The organism is Actinosynnema sp. NPDC037264 (assembly GCF_055603705.1).
The window spans coordinates 107,942-118,197 of the sequence record NZ_JBVJVK010000024.1 but is presented as its reverse complement, the minus strand read 5'-3'; the positions used below and the strand labels follow the sequence as shown (position 1 = coordinate 118,197).

General features: G+C 71.2%; 10 protein-coding genes. 5 read left to right on the top strand and 5 right to left on the bottom strand.

All coding sequences use genetic code 11. The annotated features are described in order from the left end of the window. Positions 1 to 90 precede the first annotated feature (90 nt). Together ACZ7GX_RS25245 and ACZ7GX_RS25240 are read right to left on the bottom strand one after the other, a co-directional pair. On the bottom strand, positions 91 to 375 hold the full coding sequence (locus ACZ7GX_RS25245; protein ID WP_498780036.1) for a MoaD/ThiS family protein: 285 nt from the start codon (positions 373 to 375) through the stop codon (positions 91 to 93). Between the two features lies 1 nt (position 376). Beyond that, positions 377 to 1,441 (bottom strand): WD40/YVTN/BNR-like repeat-containing protein, encoded by a 1,065-nt coding sequence (locus tag ACZ7GX_RS25240; RefSeq protein ID WP_498780034.1) that lies wholly within the window; start codon positions 1,439 to 1,441, stop codon positions 377 to 379. Positions 1,442 to 1,594: 153 nt separating this feature from the next. Between ACZ7GX_RS25240 and ACZ7GX_RS25235 the strand changes: the two genes are divergently transcribed. Then, positions 1,595 to 3,316, top strand: a complete 1,722-nt coding sequence (locus tag ACZ7GX_RS25235; RefSeq protein WP_498780033.1) for an acyl-CoA dehydrogenase family protein — start codon at positions 1,595 to 1,597, stop codon at positions 3,314 to 3,316. A 259-nt stretch (positions 3,317 to 3,575) separates the two neighbouring features. Then, positions 3,576 to 3,995: an ester cyclase gene (locus ACZ7GX_RS25230; protein ID WP_498780032.1), complete on the top strand. Its 420-nt coding sequence runs from the start codon at positions 3,576 to 3,578 to the stop codon at positions 3,993 to 3,995. 84 nt (positions 3,996 to 4,079) lie between these two features. Here ACZ7GX_RS25230 and cspE read toward each other — a convergent pair whose 3' ends face one another. Continuing rightward, positions 4,080 to 4,286 carry a transcription antiterminator/RNA stability regulator CspE gene (gene cspE / locus ACZ7GX_RS25225; protein ID WP_053717138.1) on the bottom strand — a complete coding sequence of 69 codons (207 nt, stop codon included), beginning with the start codon at positions 4,284 to 4,286 and terminating at the stop codon, positions 4,080 to 4,082. 245 nt (positions 4,287 to 4,531) lie between these two features. Here cspE and ACZ7GX_RS25220 point away from each other — a divergent pair, with 245 nt between their 5' ends. Continuing rightward, the gene (locus tag ACZ7GX_RS25220; protein ID WP_498780031.1) at positions 4,532 to 4,864 is read left to right on the top strand and encodes a hypothetical protein; all 333 of its coding nucleotides are present in this window, start codon (positions 4,532 to 4,534) and stop codon (positions 4,862 to 4,864) included. A 23-nt stretch (positions 4,865 to 4,887) separates the two neighbouring features. Then, a complete protein-coding gene (locus ACZ7GX_RS25215; RefSeq protein WP_498780029.1) occupies positions 4,888 to 5,610 on the top strand; it encodes a hypothetical protein in 723 nt (240 codons plus the stop codon). A gap of 31 nt (positions 5,611 to 5,641) precedes the next feature. Here the strand turns inward: ACZ7GX_RS25215 and ACZ7GX_RS25210 are convergent, their stop codons facing one another. After that, on the bottom strand, positions 5,642 to 6,751 hold the full coding sequence (locus tag ACZ7GX_RS25210) for a sugar ABC transporter substrate-binding protein (protein ID WP_498780028.1): 1,110 nt from the start codon (positions 6,749 to 6,751) through the stop codon (positions 5,642 to 5,644). Between the two features lie 309 nt (positions 6,752 to 7,060). On the opposite strand from ACZ7GX_RS25210, the gene ACZ7GX_RS25205 reads away from it, so the two are divergent. After that, positions 7,061 to 7,228 carry a hypothetical protein gene (locus ACZ7GX_RS25205; RefSeq protein WP_498780027.1) on the top strand — a complete coding sequence of 56 codons (168 nt, stop codon included), beginning with the start codon at positions 7,061 to 7,063 and terminating at the stop codon, positions 7,226 to 7,228. Positions 7,229 to 7,294: 66 nt separating this feature from the next. Here the strand turns inward: ACZ7GX_RS25205 and ACZ7GX_RS25200 are convergent, their stop codons facing one another. Then, positions 7,295 to 10,240 carry a glycine--tRNA ligase gene (locus ACZ7GX_RS25200; RefSeq protein WP_498780042.1) on the bottom strand — a complete coding sequence of 982 codons (2,946 nt, stop codon included), beginning with the start codon at positions 10,238 to 10,240 and terminating at the stop codon, positions 7,295 to 7,297. Positions 10,241 to 10,256 lie beyond the last annotated feature (16 nt).

Below are 10,256 nucleotides of genomic sequence, written 5' to 3'. Positions count from 1 at the left end.
CATACAACAGCGGTATGCGGCCCATTCGGCCGCACCGCCGGGAACCACCTCAGGCGCGACTCTCATCGAACGAGACTTGTGAAACAGGCGCTAGCCGCCCGCGACCGACGGCAGGATCCGGACCTCCGCGTCCGGGCGCAACGAGGTGTCGGCGCCGGACAGCCGGCGGCACTCCTCGCCGTCCACGTAGAAGTTCACGTAACGGCGCAGCCCGGCCCGCTCGTCGCGCAACCTGCGGTCCAGCAACGGGTACCGCGCGGCCAGGTGGTCGAGCAGCGCGCCCAGCGTGGCGGGCTCGGGCAGGTCGACCTCCAGCCTGGCCTGGTCGCCCGCCGCCTGCCGCAGCGGCCCGGGGACCAGCACGAGCACCCGCACGTCACACCTCCGCCGCCCGCAGGCACACCACGTCGGGCAGGTGCTCGGCGATCCGCCGCCAGCTGTCGCCCTCGTCGGCGCTCGCGTACACCTCGCCCGACCGCGACCCGAAGTAGACGCCGGCCGGGCTCGCCGCGTCCGTGCACATCGCGTCACGCATCACGGCCGTCCAGAAGCCGTCCGGCAGCCCGTCGCGCAACGCCTCCCACGACGACCCGGCGTCGGGCGACCGGTACACCGCGCACCGCCCGCCGGGCGGGAACCGGTCGTCGTCCGCGGTCAGCGGGAAGGTGTAGAGCACGTCCGGGTCGTGCGGGTGGCTCACCACCGCGAAGCCGAAGTCGGCGGGCAGGCCGTCGGCGATCGACGTCCACGTCTCCCCCGCGTCGTCGGACCGGTAGACGCCGTGGTGGTTCTGCAGGAACAGCCGCTCCGGCCGGGACGGGTGCCGGCTCACCTTGTGCACGCACTGGCCGAACTCCGGGTACGGGTCGGCCAGGAAGTAGGCCTTGATGCCGGTGTTGCCCGGCTCCCACGACGACCCGCCGTCGAACGTCCGGTACACGCCGCCGGTGGACATGGCCACGGTCAGCCGCAGCGGGTCGACCGGGTCCGGCAGCACGGTGTGGATCGCCTGCCCGCCGTACCCCGCCTCCCACCGCTCGCGGTGCGGGTGCTTCCACAAGCCCTCCACCAGCGAATACGTCCGACCGCCGTCCTCGGAGCGGAACAGCGCCGACGGCTGCGTGCCCGCGTAGACGACCTCCGGGTCGGGGGTGAGCGCGAGCTGCCAGACCCGTTCCAGCGCGGCGTCCGCCGGGAACGCGATCGGCGCGCGGTCCGGTTCCTCCCAGGTCGCGCCGAGGTCGTCGCTGGTCACGACGGTCGGCCCGAAGTGGGAGCTGCTCGTGCCGACCAGGAGCCGCGGCCGGTCGCGGCGGTCCTCGATCGCGAGCGCGTAGACCTCGGTCATCCGGTGGTGCGGTCCGCTGAGGCTCCACGACGTGCGGTCTTCACTGGTCGCGAGCCACAGGCCCTTGCGGGTGCCGATGGCGAGCAGATTCATGACAACTCCTCAGCTTGTGACGCGCAGCACACTAACCCCTCGGCCACCGCTCCGCAGACGCGGCGAACCCGGGCCCGACACCCGCTTCCCCGGCGAACGGGCCGGCCAAGTTACCGACTGGTAGCGTGCGGCGGCGACGAAGGGAGAACCCCGGTGCTGTTCGACCCGAACACCCACGACTTCGGCCACCTCGACGCCGAGAGCCGCCGCCTGCTGCGCGCGACCGTCGACTGGTTCGAGGAGCGCGGCAAGCGCCGCCTGATCGCCGACGACCAGGCCAAGGTCTGGTACACCGAGTTCCTGGACTTCGTCGCGCGCGAGAAGCTGTTCGCGACCTTCTGCACGCCCGCGGCCGAGGCCGACGGCAACGGCGCTACCTCGGGCCACGACAAGCGCTGGGACGCCGCCCGCAACGCCGCGCTGAGCGAGGTCCTCGGCTTCTACGGCCTCCAGTACTGGTACGCCTGGCAGGTCACCGTGCTGGGCCTGGGCCCGATCTGGATGAGCGACAACGCGGTGGCCCGCAAGAAGGCCGCCGAACTGCTCGACCGGGGCTCGGTGTTCGCGTTCGGGCTGTCGGAGAAGGAGCACGGCGCGGACGTCTACTCCACCGACATGGTCCTCACGCCCACCGCCACCGGCTTCACCGCCTCCGGCGGGAAGTACTACATCGGCAACGGCAACGTGGCCGGCATGGTGTCGGTCTTCGGCCGCCGCGCGGACGTCGAGGGCCCCGACGGGTACGTGTTCTTCGCCGTCGACTCGCAGCACGAGAAGTTCTCGCTGGTCAAGAACGTGGTCGACTCGCAGATGTTCGTCAGCGAGTTCCACCTGGACGACTACCCGGTGTCCCCCGACGACGTCCTGCACACCGGCCCGGACGCGTTCAGCGCCGCCCTCAACACGGTCAACGTGGGCAAGTTCAACCTGTGCACGGCTTCGATCGGCATCGACGAGCACGCGTTCCACGAGGCCATCACGCACGCCCACAACCGGGTCCTGTACGGCAAGCGGGTCACCGACTTCCCGCACGTGCGGCAGAACTTCGTGGACGCCTACGCGCGCCTGGTCGCCATGAAGCTGTTCGCCGACCGCTCCGTGGACTACTTCCGCAGCGCCTCCCCCGAGGACCGCCGCTACCTGCTGTTCAACCCGATCACCAAGATGAAGGTCACCAGCGAGGGCGAGCGGGTCGTCGACCTGCTGTGGGACGTGATCGCGGCCAAGGGCTTCGAGAAGGACACCTACTTCTCGATGGCCGCCCGCGACATCCGCGCGCTGCCGAAGCTGGAGGGCACGGTCCACGTCAACCTCGCCCTCGTGCTCAAGTTCATGCCGAACTACCTGTTCCGGCCCACCGCCTACGCCGACGTCCCGACCAGGCACGACCCGGCCGACGACGAGTTCTTCTGGCGCCAGGGCCCGGCCCGCGGCCTCGGGCAGGTCACGTTCCAGGACTGGGAGACCGCCTACCGCGAGCACGCGCACGTGCCCAACGTGGCCCGCTTCCACGAGCAGGCCCGCGCGCTGCGCACCCTGCTCACCACGGCCGCGCCGGACGAGGAGCAGCAGAAGGACCTGGACTTCCTGCTCAACCTCGGCCACCTGTTCACGCTGGTGGTCTACGGTCAGCTGGCGCTGGAGCAGGCCCGGATCACCGGCCTGGACGCCGACGTGGTGGACCAGGTGTTCGACGTCCTGGTGCGCGACTTCTCGGCCTACGCCGTCGCGCTGCACGGCAAGGCGTCGTCCACCGAGGCGCAGCAGCGCTGGGCGGTCGAGCAGGTCCGCAAGCCCGTCGTCGACCAGGCCCGCTTCGAACGCGTCTGGAGCAAGGTGGCGGCGCTGTCCGGCGCATACGAAATGCGTCCCTGAGTGATCGCGGTAAGGCGGTGGGCGTTCACCACCGCCTTACCCGTGAAGCCCGGGGTAAACGATTAAGCACGCCCGGTAGCCGGTCGGGCCGCACCGGCAATGGCACCAATCACGACCACTCCGATCGGTCGTCGCGCGCACGTCTCGACGGGTGAACGCGCGGCCGATCGGGGGCCTCTCGACGCGGATGCCGTCTTGACTGGTGGGTGCTCTGCGTGTTTCGTCGTCAGCTACCGACGAACCGGAGGGAATCGCGCGCATGACCGCGTCCAAGGCACTGCGGGCCCTGCGGGAGGCGATCGTGCTGGAGCACCTGGAGTCGGAGAACGAACACGAGTTCGACACCGCCGTCAGCGCCTTCGACCACCCGCGGTGCGAGATCGTGGCGACCGGTCAGGTGTTCGACGGCCGGGCCGAGGTCGCCGGCTACTACGCGCGCGTCCGCGACGCGTTCCCGGACCAGCGCAGCACGCTGGTCGAGCTGCACCACGCCGACGACGCGGTGATCGTGGAACTGGAGCTGCGGGGCACCCACCAGCGCAGTCTGCGCGGCGAGGAGCCGACGGGGCGGGCCTACCGGGTGCGCACGACGGCGTTCTTCGTCTTCGACGACGCCCGGCTGGTGGGCAAGCGGGTCTACGGCGGGCAGGCCGACCAGGCACCCGCGCTGATCACCTGAGCAACGATTCGGGCCGCCACCCCTCGCTGCTGCGAGGTGTGGCGGCCCGAAAAGATCCAGGTCCTGGTGGTGACCCGGATTAGGTCAGAGCGGTCGAACCGTCTGCGCCTGCGGGCCCTTCTGGCCCTGGCCGATCTCGAACTCCACCCGCTGGTTCTCTTCCAGGGTGCGGTAGCCGTTGCTCTGGATCTCCGAGTAGTGCACGAACACGTCGGCGCCACCGTTGTCCGGGGAGATGAAGCCGAAGCCCTTCTCCGCGTTGAACCACTTGACGGTGCCCTGAACTGCCATCTTGCTACTTCTCCTCTAACAGGTGCCGGATCGCGCTTGCGACCACCGGGTCAGCTAGGGCCCCGGCCCCTCCTGGCGAGGAAAGTTCGGCGCCCGCAACTCCGTTCCGCGAGCGTGGTGGAACACGAACACAGAAAGGTACGACCGAAGACAGTCAACCATGAGATCCCGCCGGCAGTCGAGCGGAAGAATGCGGCGAGTCGCACTGCTACCGTGGGCGAGGTCGCGATCACAGGGGGTCTCCGATGCCTGAACCGATGCTGGTCTCCATCGCCGCGTCGCTCGCCACGCGGGCCGTCGCGGGCCTGTACGAGCTGGTCCGCGCGAAGTTCGCCGACGATCCCGTCGCCACCGCGGCGCTCACCGCCGCCGAAGGCGCGTCCGAGGACTCGCCGCAGGTCAGGGCGTTGAGCGAAACGCTGGAGCGGACCGTCGAGGCCGATCCCGCCTTCGGCGCCGAGCTGCGGGCCCACCACGCCGTCACGCAGACCGGCCGGGTGACCAACCAGGTCTCCGGCACGGTGCACGGCAACGTGGTGCAGGCGGGCGACATCCAGGGCGGCATCAGGTTCAAGTAACCCCGCCGGGTGAAGATGGGGTGGTGTACGCGCTCCACCTGCCCCAGTCCCGGTTGCTGTTCTTCTTCCTCGGCCTGGTGCTCACCTTCGTCTTCATCCGGATCAGCGTCCGCCTGATCAGGGCGAAGGTGCGCTGGTGGCCGGGCAACTTCACCCCCGGTGGCACGCACATCCACCACGTCGTGTTCGGCGCCGTCTTCATGCTGCTCGGCGGTGTGATCGGGTTGGCCGCGCCGGACGACCAGCACGGGGTGCGGGTTGCCGCAGCGGCGCTGCTGGGCGTCGGCGCGGCGCTCGTGCTCGACGAGTTCGCACTCCTGCTGCACCTGCGCGACGTGTACTGGACCAAGGACGGCCGGCTCTCGGTGGACGCGGTGTTCCTGGCCATCGGGATGACCGGCCTGCTCCTGCTCGGCGCCCGTCCGCTCGGCTACGAGGAGTTCTACGGCGAGGGCGTGGCCGTGCGCGTGCTGGTCATCCTGGTCAACCTCGGGTTCGCCATCGTGGCGCTGCTCAAGGGCAAGGTGTGGACCGGCCTGATCGGGCTGCTGGTGCCCGTGCTGCCCGAGATCGGCGCGCTGCGGCTGGCCCGCCCCGGCTCGCCGTGGGCCCGCTGGCGGTACACCGAGGGCTCCCGCAAGCTGCGCCGCGCGTACCGCCGGGAGGCCCGCATCCGCCAGCCGCTGATCCGGGTGAAGATCCGGGTGCAGGAGTTCATCTCCGGGCGGCACGACGAGGAGGGCTAGTTCCGGCTCTCCCCGGCGTGCGCACCGGCGCCTAGTTGGTCAGGATGCCCAGCTGGGTGCAGTCGTCCGCGGTGTCTCCGGCGCACAGGTCCGCGTGCTTGACCACGCCCTCGGCCACCAGCGCGCGGACGTTGTCCCGGGTGATGAGGTCCGCGCCCAGCAGCACCGACTTCACGTCCCGCTTGGCCACCAGGTCGCGGGTGTTGCCGGTGGCCAGGTCGTCCGCGCCGCTGAGGTCGCCGCGGGCCACCGCGATGGCCAGCCGCGCCGCCGCCTCGGCCTCGTCCCGGATCGGCTTGTAGACCGTCATGCACTGCTCGCCGCGCAGGATCGAGCGCAGGCCCTCCAGCGTGGCGTCCTGGCCGGTCACCGGCACCCGGCCGGCCAGGCCCTTGGCCTTGAGCACCTCGATCGCCGCGCCGGCCAGCCCGTCGTTGGCCGCGACCACACCGTCCACCGCGCCGCCGTTGGCGAGAAGCATCTGCTCGAACGCGGCCTTGCCGATCAGCGGGTCCCACTTGTCGATCGGCTTGCTGTCCACCAGCTTCAACGCGCCGGTCTCGTACTTCGGGCCGAGCTTGCGGCGCTGGCCGTCGAAGAACAGGGTGGCGTTGTTGTCCGTCGGCGCGCCCTGCAGCTCGATGATCCGCGCGCCCTGCTTCTCGCCCAGGCACTTGAGCAGCCCCTCGGCCTGCAGCTCGCCGACGTTGAGGTTGTCGAAGGAGACGTAGTAGTCGGCCTCGCCGCCCAGGCTGATCCGGTCGTAGTTGATGACCGGGATGCCCGCCTGCCGTGCCTTGCGCTCGACCGCCGCGCCGCCCTCGGGGCTCAGCGGCGTCGTCATGAGCACCTTCACGCCGCGCCCGATCATCTCGTCGGCGATGCTGGCGAACCTGGCCTCGTCACCGTCCGCGTTCTCGATCACGCCCTCGATGCCCGCGAAGTTCAGCGCCTGGAGCAGCAGCGGCCGGTCCTGGTCCTCCCACCGGTCCGACGACGACCGGTCGGGCAGGATCACGCCCACCACCGGCCGCGGGGCCCGGCTGCCGGTCGGTGGCGCGAGCGGGTCGACCGCCGCGCCGCAGCCCGCGGCGAGCAGGACGAGGAGACCGCAGGACACGGCTCTGACTAGCCTTCGCATTCGCCAACCCCTTGCGCGGGCACATCGACGTTGACCCGGGAAATACGGAATGTCCCGGAATTCCAACCCTCCGGGTGCGGGTTCGTCAAGACGTAGCAACCCCGCAGCTCCGAATGGTCTGCCCCATTCGGACAGTTGACCTTCCCGGAACATCGAAACCGCAGGTCGGACCGTTACAGTCCGCACTTATCACGCTCCGCACCCGATTGGTCACGCAGCCGGCAGGTACGAAAGGGGACTCCCGTTCGGACGATTTGTGTGCGATGGTGTCGCGTGCCGAACCCTGGCCGGGTGTGTGAGGAGAACAGCGTGAGAATCGTCCCCGCAGCGCTGGTGGCCGCGACCGCCGCGGCACTGCTCGCCTTGGGCGCCGGGCCGGCCGCCGCCGAACAGGTCACGCCGGACCGCACCGTCGCCGTCGACAGCTCGCTGACGCTCGCTCAGTTGCAGACGAGCGAGGACAACCGCGACATGTAGTGGCAGCCGAAGATCCCCGCCCTCCGGCGAGCCGGCGAGCGGGGATCTTCGTCGTGTGCGGGTCCGTCAGCCCAGCGCGGTGCCCAGGGCCTGCCAGTCCAGCACCGGCGCGGCCAGGTCGCGGATCGCGGCCAGCAGCCCCAGCCTGGCCCGCCGCACGTCGGCGTCCTCGGCCATCACGAGCACCTCGTCGAAGAACGTGTTCACCGGCCCGGTGAGCCCGTTGGCGGCGGCGACGAACGCGGCGAGCCCCGTGACGCCGGCGGGCACCTCGGCCAGCGCCTTGTGCAACGCCACCTCGGCCGGCTCCACGAGCGCCTCCGCGTCGTACTCGCCCACGGTGTCCGCGGGCACGATCCGCCGCACCCGCTGCAACGCCGCCACCAGCGCGGCGAAGTCCGGGTCGCCGGCCAGCCCGGTCAGCTCGGCCAACGTCGTGTCGGCCACCGCGGGCGCGTCGGCCAGCGGCAGCACGGCGTTGACGAACCGGTGGTCGTGCCCGGCGTCGAGCAGCTGCTGCTCGTACCGCCGCACGGCGAACTCGCGGGCGGTGTCCAGCGCCTCCGCCGACACCTCCAGCTCTTGGGCCGCCAGCGCCAGCGCCTTGGTCAGCGTGATGTCCTTCAGGTCCGGGAACGCCCGCAGCACGCTCACCGCGCCCAGGGCCGCCCGCCGCAGCCCGAACGGGTCGGAGCTGCCCGTCGGGTTGGCCCCGATGCCGAACAGCCCCGCCAGCAGGTCGAACCGGTCGGCCAGCGACAGCAGCGCGCCGGGCGTGGACGACGGCAGCGCGTCACCCGCCGAGCGCGGCAGCTCCATCTCCCACAGCGCCAGCGCGACCTCGGGGGTCTCCCCCGCCCGCTCGGCGTACTCGCGGGCCATCACGCCGGCCAGGCTCGACAGCTCGATCACCATCTGCGAGCCGAGGTCGAACTTGGCCAGCTCGCCCGCGCGCGCCAAGGTCCCGTCGGCCGCCCCGACCTCCTCGGCGAGCCGCCGCGCGAGCGCCGCGATCCGGCCCGCCCGGTCGGCCATCGAGCCGAGCTTGTCGGCGAACGTCAGCTTCTCCAGCCCGGCCTTCATGTCCTCCAACGGCGTGCGCAGGTCGGCGCGCCAGAAGAACGCCGCGTCCTCGTACCGGGCGCGCAGCACGGCCTCGTTGCCCGCCCGGACCAGGTCGACGTCCACCTCGCCGTTCGCCACGGCCACGAAGTGGGGCAGCAGCGAGCCGTCCTGGGCGCGCACCGGCAGGTACCGCTGGTGCTTGCGCATCACGGTGGTGAGGATCTGGGCGGGCAGCTCCAGGTAGCGCTCCTCGAACGAGCCGAGGATCGGCGTCGGCCGCTCGACCAGGTTCGTGACCTCGTCCAGCACGCCCTCGAAGTCCACGACCCCGCCCACGGAGGCGGCCAGCTCCTCGGCGCGGGCCACGATGGCGTCACGTCGCCGTTGCGCCGACGCGTCGATGCCGTGGCCGGCCAGGAACTCCAGGTAACCGTCCGCCGCGGGCACGTCGACCACGGGCGTGGCGGCGGTGCGGTGCACGCGGGTCTTCGGCTCGGCGGCCAGCGACGACACCGCGACCGGCACGGGCGTCGTGCCCAGCAGGGCGAGCAGCCAGCGGATCGGGCGGGTGAACGACAGCTTCGGGTCGTTCCACTTCATGTTCTTCTCGGCGCGCAGCTCGGAGACCACCTCGCCGAGCAGCCCGCTGAGCACCTCCACCGCGCCGCGGCCGGGGTCGGTGCGCACGAGGGCGACGTGCTCGACGCCGTTCTCCGTGACGCGGCCGAGCGCGTCGACGTCCACGCCCTGGCCGCGGGCGAAGCCCTGCACCGCCTTGGTCGGGTTGCCGTCGGCGTCGAAGGCGGCGGACACGCGGGGCCCGCGCACGGTCTTCTCCGCGTCCGGCTCGCGCGGCGCGACGTCGGGCACCAGCACCACGACCCGGCGCGGGGTGCCGTGCACCTCGACCGCGCCGTGCGCCAGCCTGGTCGCGCCGAGCTTGTCCGCGACGGCCTTGGCGACCGCCTCGACGGTCCGCGTCACCTCGGCCGGCGGCAGCTCCTCGGTCCCGATCTCGAACAACAGCGTGTTCGGGGCCGTGACCTCGGCGAACGTGTCCGGCACGGTGGCCGCGGCGGGCGCCTCGGCCAGCCCGAGCGGGTGGCCGAGCTCCTCGCGGCGGGCCGCCCACAGCCCGGCGACCTCCCGCGCCAGGCCGCGCATCCGGCCGAACGCGCGGGCCCGCTCGGTGGTGCTGATCGCGCCACGCGCGTCGAGCACGTTGAACGCGTGCGAGCACTTGAGCACGTAGTTGTGCGCGGGCACGGGCAGCCGCGCGTCGAGCATCCGGCGCGCCTCGGAGGCGTACTCCTCGAACAGGCGCTTGTTCGCCTCCACGTCGGCGTCGTCGAGGTAGTAGCGGCTCATCTCGTACTCGGCCTGGCCGAACGCCTCGCCGTAGGAGATGCCGGGGGCGTAGGAGATGTCCTTGAAGTGGTCGACACCCTGCAGAGCCATCATGATGCGCTCGATGCCGTAGGTGATCTCCACCGACACCGGGTCGAGCGACATGCCGCCCGCCTGCTGGAAGTAGGTGAACTGGGTGATCTCCAACCCGTCCAGCCACACCTCCCAGCCGAGGCCCCAGGCGCCGAGGGCGGGCGAGGCCCAGTTGTCCTCCACGAACCGCACGTCGTGCGCCCGGACGTCGATGCCGAGCGCTTCGAGGCTGCCCAGGTACAGCTCCTGCGGGTTACCCGGGTCGGGCTTGAGGATGACCTGGAACTGGGTGTGGGTCTGCAACCGGTTCGGGTTCTCGCCGTACCGCGCGTCGTCGGGCCGGACGCTCGGTTCGACGTAGGACACGCGCCAGGGCTCCGGACCCAGCACCCTCAGCACGGTGGCGGGGTTCAACGTACCGGCGCCGACTTCGGTGTTGTACGGCTGCACGACGACGCAGCCCCGTTCGGTCCAGTACCTGGTCAGCGCGAGCAGCGCATCCTGCATGGTCAGCACGGTGGCA

Excerpts from the sequence above, each read along its gene's own strand:
- ACZ7GX_RS25230 (WP_498780032.1), top strand. The coding sequence starts at position 3,576 with ATGACCGCGTCCAAGGCACTGCGGGCCCTGCGGGAGGCGATCGTGCTG.
- ACZ7GX_RS25240 (WP_498780034.1), bottom strand. The coding sequence starts at position 1,441 with ATGAATCTGCTCGCCATCGGCACCCGCAAGGGCCTGTGGCTCGCGACC.
- cspE (WP_053717138.1), bottom strand. The coding sequence starts at position 4,286 with ATGGCAGTTCAGGGCACCGTCAAGTGGTTCAACGCGGAGAAGGGCTTC.
- ACZ7GX_RS25220 (WP_498780031.1), top strand. The coding sequence starts at position 4,532 with ATGCCTGAACCGATGCTGGTCTCCATCGCCGCGTCGCTCGCCACGCGG.
- ACZ7GX_RS25200 (WP_498780042.1), bottom strand. The coding sequence starts at position 10,240 with ATGCAGGATGCGCTGCTCGCGCTGACCAGGTACTGGACCGAACGGGGC.
- ACZ7GX_RS25210 (WP_498780028.1), bottom strand. The coding sequence starts at position 6,751 with ATGCGAAGGCTAGTCAGAGCCGTGTCCTGCGGTCTCCTCGTCCTGCTC.